This window comes from Arthrobacter sp. MMS24-S77 (genome assembly GCF_054888235.1).
In genome coordinates this window covers 1,054,976-1,073,908 of sequence record NZ_JBTZRN010000001.1, presented here as the reverse complement: position 1 = coordinate 1,073,908, position 18,933 = coordinate 1,054,976, and the positions used below count along the sequence as shown (strand labels likewise).

General features: G+C 63.5%; 18 protein-coding genes. 7 read left to right on the top strand and 11 right to left on the bottom strand.

Translation table 11 applies throughout. The annotated features are described in order from the left end of the window. Positions 1–7: 7 nt before the first annotated feature. The 6 genes from ACX5I4_RS04955 to ACX5I4_RS04930 all read right to left on the bottom strand — a co-directional run bounded on the left by ACX5I4_RS04955 (position 8) and on the right by ACX5I4_RS04930 (position 6,474). A complete protein-coding gene (locus tag ACX5I4_RS04955; RefSeq protein ID WP_461835684.1) occupies positions 8–994 on the bottom strand; it encodes a 3-hydroxyacyl-CoA dehydrogenase family protein in 987 nt (328 codons plus the stop codon). A 1-nt stretch (position 995) separates the two neighbouring features. After that, the gene (locus ACX5I4_RS04950) at positions 996–1,478 is read right to left on the bottom strand and encodes a ribose-5-phosphate isomerase (protein ID WP_461835683.1); all 483 of its coding nucleotides are present in this window, start codon (positions 1,476–1,478) and stop codon (positions 996–998) included. Further along, entirely contained in the window at positions 1,475–3,229 is a 1,755-nt protein-coding gene (gene dhaL / locus ACX5I4_RS04945; protein ID WP_461835682.1) for a dihydroxyacetone kinase subunit DhaL, read from the bottom strand. Before dhaL ends, ACX5I4_RS04950 begins: the two co-directional genes overlap by 4 nt. Before the next feature lie 4 nt (positions 3,230–3,233). Next, positions 3,234–4,271 carry a sugar phosphate isomerase/epimerase family protein gene (locus ACX5I4_RS04940; protein WP_461835681.1) on the bottom strand — a complete coding sequence of 346 codons (1,038 nt, stop codon included), beginning with the start codon at positions 4,269–4,271 and terminating at the stop codon, positions 3,234–3,236. A gap of 273 nt (positions 4,272–4,544) precedes the next feature. Further along, complete coding sequence (locus ACX5I4_RS04935; RefSeq protein WP_461835680.1) at positions 4,545–5,243, bottom strand: GntR family transcriptional regulator; 699 nt, start codon at positions 5,241–5,243, stop codon at positions 4,545–4,547. Positions 5,244–5,403: 160 nt separating this feature from the next. Next, positions 5,404–6,474, bottom strand: a complete 1,071-nt coding sequence (locus tag ACX5I4_RS04930; protein WP_461835679.1) for an alkene reductase — start codon at positions 6,472–6,474, stop codon at positions 5,404–5,406. A 141-nt stretch (positions 6,475–6,615) separates the two neighbouring features. Between ACX5I4_RS04930 and ACX5I4_RS04925 the strand changes: the two genes are divergently transcribed. Then, positions 6,616–7,803 (top strand): serine hydrolase domain-containing protein, encoded by a 1,188-nt coding sequence (locus ACX5I4_RS04925; RefSeq protein WP_461835678.1) that lies wholly within the window; start codon positions 6,616–6,618, stop codon positions 7,801–7,803. Positions 7,804–7,881: 78 nt separating this feature from the next. Here ACX5I4_RS04925 and ACX5I4_RS04920 read toward each other — a convergent pair whose 3' ends face one another. The 3 genes from ACX5I4_RS04920 to ACX5I4_RS04910 all read right to left on the bottom strand — a co-directional run bounded on the left by ACX5I4_RS04920 (position 7,882) and on the right by ACX5I4_RS04910 (position 11,437). Further along, positions 7,882–8,781, bottom strand: coding sequence for a hypothetical protein (locus tag ACX5I4_RS04920; protein ID WP_461835677.1), 900 nt, complete (start codon positions 8,779–8,781; stop codon positions 7,882–7,884). A gap of 49 nt (positions 8,782–8,830) precedes the next feature. Then, positions 8,831–9,472 carry a DUF6318 family protein gene (locus ACX5I4_RS04915; RefSeq protein WP_461835676.1) on the bottom strand — a complete coding sequence of 214 codons (642 nt, stop codon included), beginning with the start codon at positions 9,470–9,472 and terminating at the stop codon, positions 8,831–8,833. Positions 9,473–9,685: 213 nt separating this feature from the next. Beyond that, complete coding sequence (locus ACX5I4_RS04910; protein WP_461835675.1) at positions 9,686–11,437, bottom strand: purine-cytosine permease family protein; 1,752 nt, start codon at positions 11,435–11,437, stop codon at positions 9,686–9,688. A gap of 234 nt (positions 11,438–11,671) precedes the next feature. Here ACX5I4_RS04910 and bioB point away from each other — a divergent pair, with 234 nt between their 5' ends. The 6 genes from bioB to ACX5I4_RS04880 all read left to right on the top strand — a co-directional run bounded on the left by bioB (position 11,672) and on the right by ACX5I4_RS04880 (position 17,267). Further along, positions 11,672–12,700, top strand: a complete 1,029-nt coding sequence (gene bioB / locus ACX5I4_RS04905; protein WP_461835674.1) for a biotin synthase BioB — start codon at positions 11,672–11,674, stop codon at positions 12,698–12,700. A gap of 77 nt (positions 12,701–12,777) precedes the next feature. Beyond that, positions 12,778–12,942, top strand: coding sequence for a biotin synthase auxiliary protein BsaP (gene bsaP / locus ACX5I4_RS04900; protein ID WP_461835673.1), 165 nt, complete (start codon positions 12,778–12,780; stop codon positions 12,940–12,942). Next, entirely contained in the window at positions 12,939–14,264 is a 1,326-nt protein-coding gene (locus ACX5I4_RS04895) for an adenosylmethionine--8-amino-7-oxononanoate transaminase (protein ID WP_461835672.1), read from the top strand. Before bsaP ends, ACX5I4_RS04895 begins: the two co-directional genes overlap by 4 nt. An 8-nt stretch (positions 14,265–14,272) precedes the next feature. Continuing rightward, complete coding sequence (locus ACX5I4_RS04890) at positions 14,273–15,448, top strand: 8-amino-7-oxononanoate synthase (RefSeq protein WP_461838650.1); 1,176 nt, start codon at positions 14,273–14,275, stop codon at positions 15,446–15,448. Then, positions 15,445–16,143, top strand: coding sequence for a dethiobiotin synthase (bioD, locus tag ACX5I4_RS04885; protein WP_461835671.1), 699 nt, complete (start codon positions 15,445–15,447; stop codon positions 16,141–16,143). Before ACX5I4_RS04890 ends, bioD begins: the two co-directional genes overlap by 4 nt. After that, positions 16,101–17,267 carry a cytochrome P450 family protein gene (locus ACX5I4_RS04880; RefSeq protein ID WP_461835670.1) on the top strand — a complete coding sequence of 389 codons (1,167 nt, stop codon included), beginning with the start codon at positions 16,101–16,103 and terminating at the stop codon, positions 17,265–17,267. Before bioD ends, ACX5I4_RS04880 begins: the two co-directional genes overlap by 43 nt. Here the strand turns inward: ACX5I4_RS04880 and ACX5I4_RS04875 are convergent. Further along, positions 17,251–17,508, bottom strand: a complete 258-nt coding sequence (locus ACX5I4_RS04875) for a hypothetical protein (RefSeq protein ID WP_461835669.1) — start codon at positions 17,506–17,508, stop codon at positions 17,251–17,253. The genes ACX5I4_RS04880 and ACX5I4_RS04875 overlap by 17 nt on opposite strands. Before the next feature lie 2 nt (positions 17,509–17,510). Continuing rightward, complete coding sequence (locus tag ACX5I4_RS04870) at positions 17,511–18,920, bottom strand: glycosyltransferase family 2 protein (RefSeq protein ID WP_461835668.1); 1,410 nt, start codon at positions 18,918–18,920, stop codon at positions 17,511–17,513. Positions 18,921–18,933 lie beyond the last annotated feature (13 nt).

Sequence of the window (18,933 nt, the reverse complement as noted above, 5' to 3'; positions counted from 1 at the left end):
GGTAGGGCTAGTTGATAGGTGCCGGGCCGAGCTCATCAATGAGCTTCTGCATGGCCACGTAGGCCTTGTTCCGGTAGGCGATGAGTTCGGGGGTGCGTTCCGCGGGGACATTGAGGAAGCCTGCGCCGGTCTTGGTGCCCAGCTTTCCCGCTTCCACGAGGTCGCTCAGGATCTTCGGCGTGGCGAAGCGCTCCGGGAAACCGGTCTGGAGGGACTTGTAGCAGAAGTTGTAGACGTCCAATCCGGCCATGTCCGCGATTGCAAATGGACCGAAGAACGGCAATCGGAAGCCGAACGTCGTACGGACCAAAGTGTCGACGTCGTCCGCTGTTGCAATCCCCTGCTCCACCAGCTGGGCGGCCTCGTGGAAAAGCGCGTACTGCAGCCGGTTGAGCACGAAGCCGGTGACGTCCTTGACGACGGCGGTTTGCTTGCCGGCCGCGTGGACCAGTTCGCGGGAAGCGGCAACGGTCTCCGGCGTGGTGCCGGCGTGGGGAATGATCTCGACACCCGGGATGAACGGGGACGGGTTGGAGAAGTGCACGCCGAGGAATCGCTCCGGACCTGCGACGGCCTCGGCAAGATCGGCGATGGAAATGGTGGAGGTGTTGGAGCCGATCAGGGCGTCCGGACGGGCAGCCGCGCTGATGCGGGCCAGGGTCTGGTGCTTGATATCGAGAACCTCGGGAACGGCTTCTTCGATGAAGTCGGCGTCCGCGACGGCCTCTTCGATGTCCTTGGCGGCCCACAGATTGGCTTTCAGGATTGCCGTGGAACCTTCGGGAAAGAGTCCGGCGGCCACGAATTCGTCCGATTCGACGAGCAGGCGGTCGTAGTTCTTCTGCGCGATTTCCGCAGACACATCCGCCAGCGCCACGCGCGCTCCGCCGAGGGCAAGGACCTGCGCGATCCCGCCGCCCATGTATCCGGAGCCGACGACGGCGATCTTCCGGGCCGCCGCTGCGTCAGCGGGGGTCTTCTGCGTTTCAGTCATGTCACACTGCCTTTGTGTAATCGGGCTCGTAGGAGCAAATGGCGTCCACCTTGGCGGCGGAAGATGATGTTTCGTCGAAGTGGTGGCCCAGCCATTCGCCCACCAGCTTTTTGGCCAGTTCCAAGCCGATCACCCGCTGTCCCATGGTCAGGACCTGGGCGTTGTTACTCAGGACCGAACGCTCCACGGAGTAGCTGTCGTGCGCGGTGACGGCACGGATTCCGGGGACCTTGTTGGCCGCGATGGCCACGCCCAGTCCCGTCCCGCAGATCAGGAGGGCACGGTCCGCCTGGCCCTCGGCAACTTTGCGGGCCGCGTCCACGGCAACGTGCGGGTACGCCGTGGAGTCGTTGGCGCCGACGCCCACGTCGGTTACGGACGCCACCCGGGGATCGGCCTCAAGCAGCGCCATGAGCGCCTGCTTGTATTCGACACCGGCTTCGTCATTGCCGACGACGATCCGCCAGCCTTCTGATCCGCTCATGCTTGAACTCCGTTTCGTGCCGGGGGCGCCAGCTGTGAACCGCCCAGCTGTGGATCGATATGTTGTGAGATCCTCGCCGTGATCAAGCCGAAGGAGACCGCGCCGGGATCAGGGTGGCCCACGCTTTTTTCTGCGAGGGGACGGGCGCGTCCCTTAAGGGGACGCAAACGGGCCGTCTCTGCCGCCGCGGACTCAGCCGCCGCGGCCGCTGCCGCCAGCGCCCGATCAACCGGAGCTCCGGCGTCGAACTCTGTGAGGAACGCGTCCCGGAACGGGAGCAGCGCGTCCACCATGGTCTTGTCGCCGGGTTCGGCCTTGCCGAGCTCGGTGATCGCCGAAACGAACGCCGTGACGGCGGCCGCGGCATCCTCGCCCGAGTAGCCCGCTTTGTTGCCGAGCGCCTGCCCTGCCGCGATGATCGCCGAGCCCCACAGCGCGCCCGAAGTTCCGCCGGCGCGTTCGCTCCAAGCCTCCCCCGCGGCCGTCAGGATCCGCCCCACTGAGGCTCCACATGCCGTCTCGGCGGCAGTAAAGGCCGCGTCAACGCCGCGACGCATGCCGATGCCGTGGTCGCCGTCGCCGGCAATGGCGTCCAGCTTGCCGAGTTCGTCTTCGTGCTCGACGACGACGTCCCGCACCTGGGCGAGCACGGCCACAGCCTGCCGCCCGAGTTCGGCAGCGGCCGTGGTGGGCTGCTCGACGTCGGACTCGTCCACCGCGGTGACGCTCGCGTGGTTGCGAGGCGCGCGCGGCGCGAGGTTGCCTTTGCGGAACGCGGGAGTGTCCGCGGGTGCTGCCCAATACTGTTCGAGCTCCTCGTCCAGCCACAGCAGCGTCAGTGAAAGACCGGACATGTCCAGGCTTGTTACCAACTCGCCGCACTCGGGCTCCACGACGGTGAGGCCCGCTCTATTGAGGAGTTTCTCGATCTTGCCGAAGAGCAGGAAGAGCTCGTCGTACTTGACCGTGCCGAGGCCATTGACGATCGCCACCACGCGGTCTCCGGCGTCGTCGGGCTTGTCATTGAGGAGCTTGGAGACAAGCAGTTCGGCGAGTTCGGAGGCGGTGGGCATCGCGTGCTCGGAGATCCCCGGTTCGCCATGGATACCCAAGCCAAGGGACATCTGGCCGGCCGGAACGTGGAACAACGGATCTTTGGCGCCCGGAAGGGTGCAGCCGTCAAAGGCCACCCCCAGCGAACGCGTACGGTAGTTCGTCTTGATCGCCAAGCGCTCGACGGCGTCGAGTTCCAGTCCCGCTTCGGCGGCGGCGCCGGCGATCTTGAAGACCGTGAGGTCTCCCGCGATCCCACGCCGCTTTTCGATCTGGTCCAACGGCGCGCTGGCGATGTCGTCGGTAACAGTCACGGTGCGGGTCTCGATACCTTCGGCGTTGAGGCGCAACTGGGCCTGGCCGAAGTGCAGCACATCTCCTGCGTAGTTGCCGTAGCTGAGCAGGACTCCGCCCCCGGCATTCGCTGCTTTGGCTACGCGATACACCTGCCCGGCGGCCGGGGAAGCGAACATGTTGCCGCACGCCGAGGCCGTTGCCAGGCCTGGTCCGACCAGTCCAGCGAAAGCAGGGTAGTGTCCCGAGCCGCCGCCCACCACCAAGGCAACCTGCCCGGCGGGGACTTCGGTGGAGCGGACTACCCCGCCATCCACCCGGGCAACATAACCACGGTTGGCGGCGACGAATCCGTCCAGCGCATCGTCCGCAAAGTCTGCGGGGTTGTCGAAGATCCTTGTCATGGTCCTACACGCCTGCCAGCTGGGAAGCGGACTCGGTCCGGTCGGAAGGCTGGGTGGAGCTGGAAGGCTGCTGCCGGCCCTGGGCAACCTGGCTCTCGCCGAGAGCGTAGTTTTCGGTCTTCGGGAGGACTTGGCGGCGCAGGTATTCCTGGTTGCTTGCCGTGACGCTCAGCCCGTCGCCGCCGTAGTGCTCAGTGCACAGAATGCCCTGGAAGCCTACGGACAATGCGACCTTGAAGGCTTCGCGGTAGTTGATGAGGCCGCTCTCCATCGGAGCCGGCATGGTGATGTAGCTGTCGCGGGCGACGTCTTCATCGCGGATGTAGTTCTTCATGTGCCAGTAGTTGGAGTACGGGAGGGTCTTGGCCACCATTTCGCGCCAGTCCTCGATGGGCCGATGGAGACGGATCAGGTTGCCGAGGTCCGGGTTGAGACCCACGTTGTCGAGCCCGATGTCCTGGACCAGCTGCACCGAGGAGTCGGCGGTACCCAGGAACGTGTCTTCATACATTTCAAGGGACAAGAGGACGCCGACTTCCGCGGCGTGCTCTCCCAGTTCCCGCAAGCGTGCGACGGCGTTGCCCCAGGCTTCCTTGTCCCCCACCGGATCCTTGTAGCCTTCCACCGTCCAGAACCACAGCTGCTTCTGCTGCTCTGCGGTGATGGCCTGGTGGAGTCCGAAAGAGACAACCTCGCAGCCCAGCTCGGCTGCCGCGTCGATGGTGCGGTGGCTGTAGGCCAGGTTGTCGGCCCAGTCCTGGGCGTGAATGACGCTGCGGCGGATGGCCGAGATCACCGGGATGCCTATGCCAACGTTGTCCGCGGTCTGCTTGAACTCCGCGAGGCGTTCCTTGCTGAGGTCCCCCGGGCGGACCCAGCTATCGGTGAGGTCCGCGTTGGCAAAGCCGGCGTCCTTGACTTCCTGCAGGACCTCGGCCCAAGCGGAAGCATCGGCGTCGTTGATGTGCCGTCCGGTGGCGTCTGTCCCGGGGAACTGCAGCAAGGCCGCGGTGATGGGCCAGTTTTCGGCGGTATAAGCCATAGCTTTTCACTCCTTCGTGGAATCCTGTTTCCTATAGGATTTACTATCTGAGCGAGGCTGTCAACATATTTGTTTGGAGTTTCCGCCGACTGGCCTCGATTGCCTCGCTTCATCGAAGATCCTATATGTCTTACATATGTTTGTGAAGTGGGTCACCGGGTATGGACTGCAAGGAGCACGCAAAAAGCCCGCCGATGGGCGGGCTTTGCGGTTCCTGCGGTGTCGAGCCGCTGTCTTGAATCGCCGTCGGGCGCGCGGTCTTAGGGCGACGGCTCAGTCAGCAGGCGCGTCGGCAATGGCCCGAGCGCGAACCTTGTGGACGTGGTCAGCCATGGCGGCCGCGGCTTGCTCCGGGTCCCCGCTGGCCATGGCCTCGAACACGGCCTTGTGTTCGGCGATGGCCTGCTCGGCGTCGGTGATGCCCACTCCCCCGAACAGCCGGAACCGCTGGACTTGTCCCCCCAAGGCGTTGTAGGCCGAAAGCATGAATTGGTTGCCGGACTGCTCGGCGATCAGCTTGTGGAAACGCTCATCGGCCTCAAGGTAGTCCCGGAACTCCACGAATGATGGCCCTCGAGGAGCGGTCTCCAGATCCTCCACGGCCCGGCGCAGATCTGCCAAGCCTTCCGGGGTGATCCGGCTGCACGCCAATCGTGCGTTGACCGGCTCGATCGCCAGCCGCGCCTCCATGAGTTCGGCAAAGTCTTCGCGGGTGAAAACCGGGGCCACCCTATAACCCTTGAGGGCAACCCGGCGGACCATGCCCGTGTGTTCAAGCCTCGCCAACGCCTCGCGGACGGGAGTGGGCGAAACGTCCAGTTCGCGCGCCGTCCCGTCGATACTGACCGCGGCCCCCGGTTCCAGCCGGCCGTCCATGAGCCAGGCAAGGAGCTCCTCGTAGACGTGGTCGGCGAGAACCTGGCGGCTGACGGGTCGGCCGGGGGCGCGATCCCGCGAAGAAGCGAGTTTCATAGACAAATCCTATAGGAATGGGCCCTTTGTGGCGGCTTTGGACGCTGTGTGCCGATTCGGAGGCCTCGGGAATGGGGGATGGCAGAGGGAAACCAACCCGAGGCGTTAAAACCGCGACGGCGGCACCTTCGCAGGTGCCGCCGTCGTAGTTTCGGGGGTTCTAGTTGGCGTAGAACGGGTAGTCGGTGTACCCCTTGGCCCCTTCACCGTAGAACGTGGAGGGGTCCGGTTCGTTAAGCGGTAGGCTCTCACGCCAGCGGCGTGCCAGGTCCGGGTTGGCGATGGCCGGGCGGCCAACTACCACGGCGTCGGCGTGACCGTCGGCTACGAGCGCCGCGGCTTCATCCCGGGTGGTTACTTCGCCGAAGCCGGTGTTCACCAGGAACGTGCCCTTGAAACGCTCGCGCAGGTCCTGGACAAGCTCGCCCTTGGGATCGTGGTGGAGGATGCTCAGGTAGGCGAGGTTGAGCGGGGCGATCGTCTCCACCAGGACTTCATAAGTGGCGCGAACGTCGGCGGGGTCGAGCTCGGCGATCCCCTGGACCGAGTGCTCCGGGGAGATCCGGATGCCCACCCTGTTGGCGCCCAGGGCTTCAACCACCGCGTTGACTGTCTCGATCACAAAGCGGGCTCGGTTTTCCGGGGAGCCACCGTAGCTGTCGGTGCGGACATTGGTGTTGGGGGCAAGGAACTCGTGGAGCAGGTATCCATTGGCAGAGTGCAGTTCGACGCCGTCGAATCCTGCCTCGATGGCGTTCCGGGATGCCGTGACGATTTCCTGGATCACTGCAGGAAGTTCATCGGTGCTCAGTTCGCGCGGCACCGGGTAGGGCTTCTTGCCGTTCGGTGTACGGACTTCGCCGTCGATGGCCACGGCACTGGGTGCCACAATCTCGTGACCACCGGTGATATCCGAGTGGGAAACGCGTCCACCGTGCATGACCTGGGCGAACATCCGGCCGCCTTCAGCATGGACGGCGTCGGTCACCTTCTTCCAGCCCGCGATCTGTTCCTCCGTGACGAGGCCAGGCTGCCCCGGGTAGGACTGGCCCGCCGGCGTCGGGTAGGTGCCCTCGCTGACGATGAGCCCGAGGGAGGCACGCTGGCGGTAGTGTTCCTCAACCAGCGGGCCGGGAATGCCTTCGGCGCCAGATCGGACACGGGTCAGCGGCGCCATGACCAAGCGGTTGGGAAGTTCAAGCTCGCCGAGAGTCAACGGGGAAAACAACATGAGCAGTGCCTTTCAAACGGGAACAGGTCCACTGGCGGCAACTGCCACGCGCCTGCAACTATTCCTGCTGAGACCGGGATCACGTAACGACGGCGGTGGCAGGGTCTACTCTTCGGAGACGTTTGAGCGTAGAACGATGTCATGCCTGGGTTGGCAGATCGGTGGTGGGGTCGTCGTTGCACACTGGCGGCCGTATTCGCCGTGGCCCTTGTCGTCGCTCTGGGTGGTTGCACACAGACCACCCCCGCGCCGGGGGCATCCAGTGCCGCGACACAGTCGGCGACGGATTCCTTGGACCTCAACATTCAGCACTTCATGGATGGCCGAGCGACTTCCTTCGTCGTGCAGGTGAGATGGCCCGGCGGGGAATGGTCCAAGGCCTATGGAGTGCGAAACCTGGACACCAAAGCCCCTGCCCTGCCCCAGGACCGGGTCTCCGTCGGAAGTATCACCAAATCGATGGTTGCCGTCTCGGTCCTGAAACTCGTCGACGAGGGACTTGTTGGCCTCGACGACCCCGTAAATGGTGTCCTCGAGAGCTTCCAATCCACCCTGCACCCGCCCGGGCCGATCACCGTCCGCCAGCTACTGAGCCACACATCTGGGATGCCTGATTTCGGAGACTCCGAATACGCCACTGGACCGACAAAGCAGGTTGTGAACACTCGGCTCAGCATGCAACGAGCACTCGAACTCGCCGCAACGCTCCCCTGGGAGCTCCGAAGAGTGGACACGTATTCCTACTCGAGCTCCAACTACATGGCCCTGGGCCAGCTGATCGAGAAACTGCGTGGAAGACCGATCGGCGAAGTCCTCAAACGAGACATCTTCGACCCCCTGGGTCTGCAACACACTTCGCTTGCCGAACCGGACCGTTCTGCCCCGGACAACCTTCACGCCTATGTCATTGACGGAAACGAGCGGCTCGACGTCACACAGTCGGAGCTTCTTGTCGGTCCCCCTGCCGGCGGCGTCATCTCCACCACGCAGAATGTGAACACCTTCTTCCGGGCCCTCCTCCGCGGCCAGCTTCTCTCTCCTGCCTCTCTGGCGCAAATGAAGACGAAGCCCGCCACCTACGGGTACGGTCTCGGTCTACGGCAGTTTCGTGATGGTTGTTCCAGCAACAACCGATATGGCCATCTGGGAAGCGTCTACGGCTACCTCACCACCTCCATCACAACTGCCGACGGCGGCAGCCAGGTCACCATGACCATGTCAACCCCGCCGCTGCCTTCAAAAGATGAGGGCGCCGGACGCCGCATCGAGCTGCTGGAAGAACAGATGGAATGGGCTGCACAGGAAACCCTCGACCGGCTCTGCCAATGACCGGCCGATAGTCCCCGCAAGACCGCCATTGAATGCTCGCCCAAATCGACGGCGGGGAACTACTTGGACGGCTGCGAACTACTTGGACGGCGCTCCCGGGCAGCCCTCGCCCTGGGGATTCACGATGCAGTTGTCGGCGTAATTGCGCGTGATTGAACGCCAGACGCTGATCGTCTGGGGCGGCGAGGCAAACTGGCCCGTGCCGGGAATCGGCAGACTCGGGCCCCCGTTCACGGAGTAGGTGCCACGGAAGGTGGTGGTCACCGAAATCTGAAAATCACCGGTCTGTTGATACACATGGCTCGTGCGGGTCTTGTGACCCCATTCGTCCTCCCGAAGCGGACCACCGGCGAAGGGTGTCGGTCCAAAGCTGCTACCGTCCCCGTAGGTGTAGGTATATTCCGCTGGAGTTGCCACAATGTGGACCTGTTGTCCAAGGAGCGTCACATCGAATTGCTGTTCAACCGCGTCCGCAAAGATGTTGGTTTCAGCGCCTTTGAGCGTGTGAGGGCTTGGCTGGGCGGTCAGTTCCGCGGGCTTGATCGGAAGATTGCGGAAGTCGCTCTCAATTCTTGCCGCAATCCGTGGCAGGAGGTCCTCCGGTTTTTGGTCGTACAGGCAGGACGGACCGTTTCCGTTGGGGGTCCAATCCGTCCACACAGGATTCGAGACCGACTTCGGCGCGACCTTCCAAATGACCGGAGTGCCGGCCTTCCCACCAGCCTCACGGGGCGGGCACTGCACCTGCCCCGGTAGGCACTTTTTGGCCAAGGAATTGTCGTCAACCTGGCACTGGAGATCTGCCTTGTACTGGTTCGGGTCGTCGCTGACAAAGTTTGGCGGGGCTGGGACAAGCTCACCGGTTTGAGGGTCACGGACAAAATTCGCGGAGACTTCGACGCCGCCCTGTTGATATCCCATCGATATGGGATCACCCTCCGAGGCGGCAGCGGGTCCGAAGGAAGCGATCAACGTCATCGCAGATGCCAAAACAGGAACTATCCAATATGGCGCTTTCATTCGGGCTCTACCGAATCAGCCCGAGGTCTGAGACTTTCCAAGCACCTGATTCAAAAACTGCAATCATGACTGACGCAGAGTTCGACGGAGGCGTTGACGGCTGGCTAACCCTTCCATCGGCTTCGAAGTAGTCGATTTGATCCTGGATCGTTTGAATCTCTACCTGCTGCGAAGGCGCACTCGGTTTGTGTAGCGCCTTAATTGATGGTGTTGTCATCTTGCCTCCCACAACCCATCTGCCTTTGGAGTACCCGGATTCTATCCCCTTTTTGATACGTGCGCAGAAGACACATTGGGGAGCGGTCTTCGCCGACCAAACGGCCATATCACCAGTCTCATAAGCGTACGAAAGCGCCTGGAACCAGTACCTCGCGAACGCCTCCACCCCTTCCTTGCTGTTCGCCTTCGCAGCCTCCGGCAGCACCGGGACCGGCACATTCTGCGCCTTCCCCTTGGCATCGGCCGGCTTATAGGCGGCAGTCGGAGTAGGTGCGACCGTGACACTGGCTGAAGCAGAAGCAGCTGGCGACGCAGATTGCTCGGCACGCGGTTGGCCACCGTTCTCACAAGCAGTCAGCGTCAACATTGCTGCTAAGGCGGCAACGAAGAAGAGCCGGGCGCGGGCGAAATTGGAAGTGTGTGGAGTCATGGCTAGCTATCCCCAAATAGTTTTCAAGACTAAACGTTTCCCAAAAGGGTAACCCAAGTGCCAACCTTGCCCGAAAAGTTATCCACAGGCCCCGGCCGCTCGCCCCGTCACCCAGCCACCCAGCCAAAGCACCCAAACCAAAGGCCTCGACGACGGGACCGCGGCCAGGCCGCCCATCCGTCGTCGAGGCCCATGGGGCCTTTACCTTGGTGCCTACTTCTGAGCCGGCAGCACCAATTCCCCGGACTTATCCGTCGACAAGGCGAGGGAAGAGATGAACTGCGGCTCGCCGTCGGGCCCGTCCTGGGCGGAACGGACCATGTCCGGACGCTCGAACTCCAGGCCTGTCACGTGGCACAGCAGCTTGGCGTCGCTAGGGTTGCCATTGGCGTCGAACATGGGCAGCTCGATGCCGTCGCCGGAACGGCGCAAGTAGTACTTCCCGCGGGTCAAGAGAGCCAGTACGGGCGGCAAAACAAGGGCCAACCCGACGGCGAAGATCGGCGAGTACGGCTGAACAGCCGAACCGAAAGCGCCGAAGAACACTGCGATCGAAACAACAGCTGACATGAGCATCGAGATAAAGCCGACCGGGTTGACCGCATAAAGCATGCCGCGGCGAAACTCGGGAACCTTGGGCGAGATCTTGAGCAGGTATTTGTTGATGGCGATATCGGACGCGACGGTGACAACCCATGCCATGGCGCAGTTCGCGTAGAAACCAAGAATGGTGTTGAGGAACTCGAACATGTTCGCTTCCATCAGCACCAGCGCAATCACCAGGTTCACAACCACAAACACCATCCGGCCCGGGTAGCTCTTGGTGATTCGGGTAAAGCTGTTGGTCCACGCGAGCGAGCCGGAGTAGGCGTTGGTCACGTTGATCTTGATCTGCGAAATGACCACCAGCACCACCGCCAAAGTCATCGCCAACCAGGCCGGCATCATTTCCTGGTACACGCCAAGGAACTGGTGCACGGGCTCGTTCGCGTGGACGGACGCGGCCGGATCCAGGGTCGCAATCAGATAGATGGCAATGAACATGCCCACGATCTGCTTGACCGCGCCGAAAATCACCCAGCCCGGTCCGGCCAGGATCACGGCCCGCCACCAGGCACCGCGATTTTCGGCGGTCTTGGGAGGCATGAAGCGCAGGTAATCAATCTGTTCCGCGATCTGCGCCATGAGGGACAAGCAAACACCTGCGGCCAGCATCACGGAGGCCAGGTTGGTGCCTTCAGCGCCGGATTTGCCCGTGAACGCGAAGAAGTCCCCGATGCTGTCCGGGTGCGAAATCACCAAATACCCCACGGGAACCACCATGAGCAGCAGCCACAAAGGCGTGGTCCACACCTGCAACTTGGACAGGGCCTTCATCCCGTAAATCACCAGCGGAATGACAATAAGCGTGGACGCCGCATAACCAAGCCATTGCGGAATCCCCAAGCCAAGTTCCAGGCCCTGCGCCATGATGGAACCCTCGAGGGCGAAGAAGATGAACGTGAAGGTCGCGAAGATCACGTTGGTGACCACCGAACCGTAGTAGCCGAATCCGGATCCTCGCGTGATGAGGTCGAGGTCGATGTTGTACCGGGCGGCATAGTAGGCCAAGGGAAATCCGGTGGCGAAAATAACCACGGCCGCCACCACAATTCCCAGAATGGCATTCACGGTGCCATACGAAATGCCAATATTCGCGCCAATAGAGAAATCAGCCAAATAGGCAATTCCGCCAAGCGCGCTGGTCGCCACCACACCCGCACCCCATTTGCGGTAGGACCGCGGCGCGAACCTGAGGGTGTAGTCCTCCAGGCTCTCCTTCGCCGCGCTCATCGCATCGGCGTTGCCCGCCGTGCGGCCCCGCGCGCCTAGCGCTACGGAAGGCTCGACGACGGCGACCCCCACCGGGGAGCCGCCCGCCGTCGGGGGCTCAAGCACTTGCGTCGTTTTCGAATCGTCAGTCATCCCCGCAACTTTCTTCGTCTGGACATGTTTCCCCGCTGAACATGGGCCTGACGCTATCCACGGGATGAAACCACGGCGTCACCACGATGTTTCCGCGCTGTAACTTATCCAGCGAGTCGGCCGCCAAGATTGCAGCTCCCGGTTTGTGGACGTCCAACAAAATCGCGATCCCATAGGCCCACTAGCGTCATGAAGGAACGCACCATCCCCTGCAATTAGCGGCCGAGGAGCACCATGACCACCCAGCCAAACCCAAGGCGTACGTCCACATATCCGATTCTGGAAACAGCCCGCGAGCAAGTCCTCGCGAATGGCGAAGGCCTCAGCGAATCCCAACTGCTCGAGATCCTGGAGCTCCCGGACGAAGCCATCCCGGAGGCCCTGCAACTCGCCCACGAAGTCCGCCTGGAACACTGCGGCGAGGACGTGGAAGTCGAGGGAATCATCTCCATCAAGACCGGAGGATGCCCCGAAGACTGCCATTTCTGCAGCCAATCAGGCCTGTTTGACAGCCCGGTCCGCGGCGTCTGGCTCGATATTCCCGAGCTCGTCAAAGCCGCCAAGGAAACCGCAGCCACCGGGGCCACGGAGTTCTGCATCGTCGCAGCCGTCCGCGGGCCGGACATCAAGCTCATGAACCAGATCAAGTTCGCGATCGACCGCATCAACCAAGAAGTGGACATCAACATCGCGTGTTCCTTGGGCATGCTCACCCAGCGCCAAGTGAACCAACTCGCCGAATGGGGCGTTCACCGCTACAACCACAACCTCGAAACCGCGCGCAGCTACTTCCCGAAAGTCGTCACCACCCACAGCTACGAGGAGCGTTTGGACACCTGCAACATGGTCAAAGCCGCTGGCATGGAACTCTGCTGCGGCGCCCTGATCGGCATGGGCGAAACCACCGCCCAGCGGGCCGAACTCGCGAGCCAGCTCGCGGCCCTCGAACCCCACGAAGTCCCGCTCAACTTCCTCAATCCGCGCCCCGGAACGCCGCTCGAAAACCAGGGAATCATGGACGGCAAGGACGCGCTCCGTGCGATCGCGGCGTTCCGCCTGGCCATGCCGCGGACCGTGCTGCGTTACGCCGGCGGGCGAGAATTGACCCTGGGCGATCTGGGCACCCGCGAAGGCCTCATGGGCGGGATCAACGCCGTAATCGTCGGCAATTACCTCACCACCCTGGGCCGTCCGGCCGACGCTGACCTCAACCTCCTCGTGGAGCTGAACATGCCCATCAAGGAACTCCAGAAGTCGCTGTGAGCACTACCGTTCCAAACACCGACACGGCAAGCTACTGCGGCCACTGCGGCGAGCCCGCCGCGCAAGGCGAGCCGGAAATGCAAGGCGGGCCCCCGACGTCGGACGCTCACCAGGGCTGCCAGCAGCGCCTCGCGATGGAACCTCCCCGCTATTGCGCCACGTGCCGGCGGCGCATGAAGGTCCAGGTCACGCCGCTCGGCTGGAGCGCCGAATGCTCGCGCCACGGACGGGTCACGTCATGAGGGTCATCCAACGAGACGTCATCCAGCGAGATCGGGCGAGCCTCTGGCATCCTTACGCTCCGGCGTCGGGGACGCTGCCACTGTGGGAGGTCGAGGACGCCGACGGCGTGACGCTGCGGCTCCGCGACGAAGCCGGCGGCAAGCATGAGGTGCTCGACGCCATGTCCTCGTGGTGGTCGGTCATCCATGGGTACCGCAACCCTCTCTTGGACGCCGCGGCGAAGCGCCAACTAGACACATTCAGCCACGTGATGTTCGGCGGCCTTACGCACGAGCCCGCCGTCGAATTGGCTGAAAGGCTCGTGGCCATGGCTCCTTCCGCCGCGGATCGGCCACTGCTGGAGCGGGTATTCCTGGCAGATTCGGGGTCGGTGTCTGTGGAGGTGGCGCTCAAGTTGGCGGTCCAGTTCCAGACTGCCTCGGGCTTCCCGAAGCGGCAACGTTTCCTGAGCATCCGCGGCGGGTACCACGGCGATACCTTCGCGGCCATGGGAGTGTGCGACCCCGTGGATGGCATGCATTCGGCTTTCCCCGGACTGCTCCCCGCCAACGTGTTCGCCGCGAGGCCACCCGCCGCGGGCGCGCCGACGGAGGAGATCGAGGAGTGGCAGGCGCACGCCGAAGCTCTCGCCCAAGAACACGCCAATGAACTGGCCGCGATCATCGTGGAGCCCGTGCTTCAAGGCGCTGGTGGCATGTTCATCTACGCCGCCGAATGCCTGCGCATCCTCCGGGACATCGCCGATCGGCACGGGATCCTCCTGATCCTGGACGAGATCGCCACTGGTTTCGGCCGCACGGGCGAGCTGTTCGCCGCGGAGCATGCAGGCGTGGTTCCGGACATCATGTGCGTAGGGAAGGCCCTCACCGGCGGATACCTCACCGTTGCGGCGACGCTGTGCACGGGCGAAGTGGCGGCCCGTGTTTCGACTGGCAGTGCCGGCGCCTTGCTGCACGGCCCAACGTTCATGGGCAATCCGCTCGCGTGTGCCGTGGCCAATGCGAGCCTGGGAATTCTCGACGGCGGCGCGTGGCGCGCGGACGTGGCCCGGATCGGCTCGGGCTTGGCCGCCGGCCTCGAAGTCGCTAACGCGCTCGACGCCGTCAAGGAGGTCCGTACGATCGGCGCCGTGGGCGTCATTGAGTTAAACGCGGAAGTGGAGGTCGCCGCCGTGACGAGTGCCGCCGTCGGGCACGGCGTGTGGGTGCGGCCCTTCCGGAACCTTGTTTACACGATGCCGCCGTACATCAGCACCGCGGAAGAGGTCCGGCGGATGGCGGAAGGCATGGTGGCTGCCGTGGCCGAGGTGCACGGCCCATGAGCAGGTCAATGACCGCATGGTTGGAACAACAGGCTGCGGTCCGCGAGCGCCGGGGTCTCGTCCGGACTCCGCTGACACGCCTCGGTGGGGAGTCCGAGGTGGACCTGGCGAGCAACGACTACCTGGGCCTCGCCATGGACCCCAGGCTGGCCGAGGCTGCCCGTGGCGCGATCGGCCGCTGGGGAACCGGCGCCACGTCCTCACGGCTGGTTGCGGGAACCACGGCTCTGCACCTGGAACTCGAAGCCGAACTCGCGAACCTCACGGGCATGGAATCCGGACTCGTTTTCTCTTCCGGATATTTGGCCAATCTGGGCGTCACCACGGCGCTCGGCGGCCCCGGAACCCTCATCGTTGCCGACGAGCATTGCCATGCCTCGCTGATTGACGGTTTCCGGTTGAGCCGTTCGAGGGTGGAAACGGTCCCTCATAACGATCTCGACGCAACCGAACACCAGCTGCGCACCCGCACCGAACCCCGTGCCCTGATCGCCGTCGAATCCATCTACAGTGTCTTCGGCGATGCCGCCCCGCTCCCCCAGCTGTTGGCACTGGCCGAAGAGCACGATGCGATGCTCTTCGTGGACGAGGCCCACAGCCTAGGCGTTGCCGGCCGCGTCATGTTTCAGGGGTTTGGCTCGGTGGCTGGAACCGATCTCTCAGGCCACCCCAACGTTGTATTGACGGCAACGCTTTCCAAGTCGCTCGGCAGCCAAGGGGGTGCAGTCCTGGGCAGTGCCCTGCTCCGCGAACACCTCGTCAACAGGGCCCGCAGCTTCATTTTCGACACCGGCCTCGCACCTTCTTCGGCTGCTGCCGCGCTGGCCGCCGTCGGGATCATCCGCACGGAACCCTGGCGTGCGGCGGCCGTCCACCAGAACGCCGCAAGCCTCACCGCCGGGCTGGCGCCGGCGCTTCAACGGTGGGGCGCCGGCGTTGGGCCCGTGGACGGGCCGTTTCAGGCGGCTGGTGCCGTGCAATCCATCCCCATGCCCTCAACCTCTGCCGCGCTTGCGGCAAGCCAGGCGGCACACCGGGCGGGTGTCCGCGTCGGCTGCTTCCGCCCGCCGTCGGTTCCCGACGGCGTCTCGCGGCTCAGGCTGACGGCCCGCGCCACCCTGACGCCCCATGACATCGACTACGCGTGCGCAACGTTGCGCCGCATCCTGGAGGAAACTCAGTGAAACTACCCCACATAGTGCTCGTCACCGGAACGGACACCGGCGTCGGCAAGACGGTCACGACGGCGGCACTCGCGTCCGCGCTGCAGGCTGAGGGCCGTTCGGTGGCCGTGTACAAGCCCTGCCAGAGCGGCGCTGCAGCTGGCGACTCCGACTGCAATGAGATCATTCGCCTGGCCGGACCGCTCACTGCCGAGGCCGGCGTCGTGCTTCAAGAACCCCTCGCCCCGGTTCCCGCGGCCGCACTGGACGGGACCACGTTGCCACCGCTCGCGGCACATGCCGCGCGCGTCCGCGAACTCGCGAGCACCCATGACCATGTCCTGGTGGAGGGTTCGGGCGGCCTTCTCGTCGAGTTAGACCCCGACGGCGGCACGCTGGCGGATCTGGGCGGGCACCTTGGACGGGACGCGACTTTTGTTGTGGTTGCGCGTCCCGCGTTGGGAACCCTCAACCACACGGCACTGACTCTCGAAGCATTGGACCGGAGGGAACTGACCATCCAAGGGGTGGTCCTGGGAACGTGGCCTGATGAACCGGGGGGCCTGGAACACGGCAACCGGGCAACTCTCGGCGCGTTGCGACCGCTCCTCGGGGTATTGCCTGAGCGTGCCGCGGACCTTCCGCCGGTGACTTTCCGGGAAGCAAGCACGCATTGGTTGAGCGGTTTGGACTGCTTGAACGGGGCCTGGTCATGAACGCCCCTGCCAGCGCAAGCACCCAGACGTGCCCCTATCTGGTGCTGCGCGAGCCGTCCGTGGTGCGGGAAGTCCTGCACCGACCGGAGGACTTCAGCCCGGCGAATGCCCTCATCGCCGTGACGCCTTTGTCCGGACAATCCTTGCGTGTGCTCCAGCGTGCCCGCTTTGCACTACCGCCGGTGCTGGCCAGCAACGATACAGCTTCACACCCAGGGATCCGCAAGGTGGTGGCCGGGTTCTTCACCCCGGCAACGGTGGGCGCCGTGGAGCCGCGGATTCGCGAGATCGCACAGGACGCTGCCGCCGCCGCGGTTGGGCTGCTGGAAACAGTTGGGCGGGTGGATCTGGTTCAGGCCGTGGCAGCGCTCCCACCGGCAATCGTGATGTTGGACCTTCTCGGGCTCCCCGTGCGCGACCTCCCGGAGTTGAAAGCGTGGAGCCTGGACTCCCTGGAGCTTTTCTGGGGCTGGCCGGAAGCCGAGCGGCAACTGGAACTGGCTCACAGCGCGGCCGAGTTCTACGGCTGGCTGCGGGAGCTCGTCCTCGAGGCCGTGGCCTCGCCCGGGCGCAATCTATTCAGGTCATTGGCAGAACACGGCCTCAGCACCCCCGAAATCTGTTCCCTCGGCTACTTCCTACTCATCGCGGGGCAGGAAACCACCACCCAGCTCATCAGCACTGCGTTGTTTCGGCTTGCGGAGGGGTCCGCGGGCTTTGCCTGGGATGACGCCGCCTCCGGCTCCACATCACGCGACCTCATCCGGCACGTCCTGGCCACCGAGTCTTCAGTCCCCACCTGGCGCCGGATTGCCGCACAGGACTCCGTGCTCGACGGCGAACGCATCCCCGCGGGTGCCGAAATCCTGCTGGAGCTCACGGGGAACCACGGGTCGCCAGGCCAGGCTTCGACTGCCCACGGACTCGGTCCAACGGCCTACGGTCTGGCCTTCGGCTCAGGGATCCACCGCTGCCTTGGTGCGAAGCTCGCGGAACTGGAGGCCGCCGTCGTCGTGCAGGAAACCGCGGCAGCGCTACAGGGCGTTCGCCTGGCGGACCCGGAACCCGAATGGCTCCGCTTGTTGTCCTTCCAGGCGCCGCGGACGGTCAGCGTCGAGTTCTGACGAAGTCGGTGGCTTCGTTCACAGCCGGAGCATCCGGGTGGATGCTCCGGGTCTCCGATCGCTGGTTCCGGGTGCGAATCCAGTCGCCAGGGTGCACCTTCGGCAGGATTTTTGCGATGGCCAACGCGCCATACATCAAGGTATTGATCGCGACAAAGGCCGCCAAAATGGCAAACCACTCGGAATGCAGGATTTCCTCGGGAAACAGGATTCCAGCGGGCAGGGACGCGGAAATAGCCACGGTTATGCCGCCTTCGAGAATTCACTGGCCTGTGAATGGTTGAGGTGTTTCCATTTTGCTTGCCGGCCTAGGGAGATGTCGATGATTCCCTTTACATAAACCACGTTGAGGAACATGTCGAAAAACAACTCCGGAAAGAGCGTGACAGCCAAAAGGCGTGCCCGCCAGCCACCCTTCCATACCGTGACAACTCGCTCGATCGAGAAAACGACGCCAAGTCCCAGCCAGAACGGGAACCAAACCCAGGTATCCAGCGACAAAACCATCAAGAGGATCAGCAGAAGGTAGGCACTGAGGGCAATGACCCCATAGCCAATGCCGAATTGCTGCGCCCAGTAGCGAAGTGTCTGCGGTGTGGCACCGTACGCGCCGAGGTTTTCCAAGGCCCCCCGCTGCCAACGGAGCCGCTGCGCCCACAGGGTACGGAAATTCGGCATCAATTCGGTGACCACGGTGCATTGCATGGGAGAAATCATGAGGCCACCGAGCGACTTCAGGGCAATCGTCAGCTCATTGTCCTCGGTTAGCGACGCGGTGTCATAAACGTCGCCGTGAATTCCGGGGATCGACTCACCGCGGCTCTGCGCAACAGTGCGCAAAGCACGGGGGCGGAAGATCGAAGCCGTACCGGTCAGCACAAATACGCGGCCACGCCGTCGTCCGATTTCCCGTGAGTACCGGATGTATTCGTTGCGCTGGAACTGGCCGACAATTCCATGTCCCTCTTCCCCATAGAAAAGACCGCCGACAGCCATCAATGCCCTGTCATTGCTCAGCCGCGAAACCGCGGCCTCCAGGAATCCATCGTCGAGCCTGGTGTCGGCGTCCATCACCATGACGACGTCGTTATCGCCCTGGCCGGGCAGCAGCCACGTCAGCGTTTGGTTGAGGGCACCGGCCTTCTTCTTCGTGTTGTTCACGGATTCAAAGACCTCAACTCCGGCCTCACGTGCAAGGGCGACAGTTGCGTCCGTGCAGTTATCGGCAACCACGATCACACGTTCCGGGCGATGCGATTGGGACAAAAGGGAAGCAATAGTGGATGGCAGCGAAACTTCTTCGTTGTGCGCGGGGATCAAGACCGTCACCGATACCGGGCCGGCATACACACCGCGGGTTTCCGCCATGACAATCTTTGGAGCCAGTGGTGTCTGCGGATTCGCCGAGCGACGCGACCTGTTGGCAATGCGCCGCTCCAACAAAGCCACGCCGGCCGATAGCAGAAGCGCGAATGCGATAGCCACGAGAATCACTCGCGGTTCCGGCGCCACCGAATCGTAGAGAACCCTCCACACACCGATAACGATGCCCTCGGCCCGCGACCCGACCGCTGAATTTCCCGTTGAGGCAACGGCCAACCACAAGAGGGCCGCCGCACCGCTAACGGTTACTGCGATAACAATGCCGACCATTCGCTGAAAGATT

Coding starts and splice junctions, on each gene's coding strand:
- ACX5I4_RS04955 (WP_461835684.1), bottom strand. CDS start 994: ATGACTGAAACGCAGAAGACCCCCGCTGACGCAGCGGCGGCCCGGAAG.
- ACX5I4_RS04950 (WP_461835683.1), bottom strand. CDS start 1,478: ATGAGCGGATCAGAAGGCTGGCGGATCGTCGTCGGCAATGACGAAGCC.
- dhaL (WP_461835682.1), bottom strand. CDS start 3,229: ATGACAAGGATCTTCGACAACCCCGCAGACTTTGCGGACGATGCGCTG.
- ACX5I4_RS04940 (WP_461835681.1), bottom strand. CDS start 4,271: ATGGCTTATACCGCCGAAAACTGGCCCATCACCGCGGCCTTGCTGCAG.
- ACX5I4_RS04935 (WP_461835680.1), bottom strand. CDS start 5,243: ATGAAACTCGCTTCTTCGCGGGATCGCGCCCCCGGCCGACCCGTCAGC.
- ACX5I4_RS04930 (WP_461835679.1), bottom strand. CDS start 6,474: ATGTTGTTTTCCCCGTTGACTCTCGGCGAGCTTGAACTTCCCAACCGC.
- ACX5I4_RS04925 (WP_461835678.1), top strand. CDS start 6,616: ATGCCTGGGTTGGCAGATCGGTGGTGGGGTCGTCGTTGCACACTGGCG.
- ACX5I4_RS04920 (WP_461835677.1), bottom strand. CDS start 8,781: ATGACGTTGATCGCTTCCTTCGGACCCGCTGCCGCCTCGGAGGGTGAT.
- ACX5I4_RS04915 (WP_461835676.1), bottom strand. CDS start 9,472: ATGACTCCACACACTTCCAATTTCGCCCGCGCCCGGCTCTTCTTCGTT.
- ACX5I4_RS04910 (WP_461835675.1), bottom strand. CDS start 11,437: ATGACTGACGATTCGAAAACGACGCAAGTGCTTGAGCCCCCGACGGCG.
- bioB (WP_461835674.1), top strand. CDS start 11,672: ATGACCACCCAGCCAAACCCAAGGCGTACGTCCACATATCCGATTCTG.
- bsaP (WP_461835673.1), top strand. CDS start 12,778: ATGCAAGGCGGGCCCCCGACGTCGGACGCTCACCAGGGCTGCCAGCAG.
- ACX5I4_RS04895 (WP_461835672.1), top strand. CDS start 12,939: ATGAGGGTCATCCAACGAGACGTCATCCAGCGAGATCGGGCGAGCCTC.
- ACX5I4_RS04890 (WP_461838650.1), top strand. CDS start 14,273: ATGACCGCATGGTTGGAACAACAGGCTGCGGTCCGCGAGCGCCGGGGT.
- ACX5I4_RS04870 (WP_461835668.1), bottom strand. CDS start 18,920: ATGGTCGGCATTGTTATCGCAGTAACCGTTAGCGGTGCGGCGGCCCTC.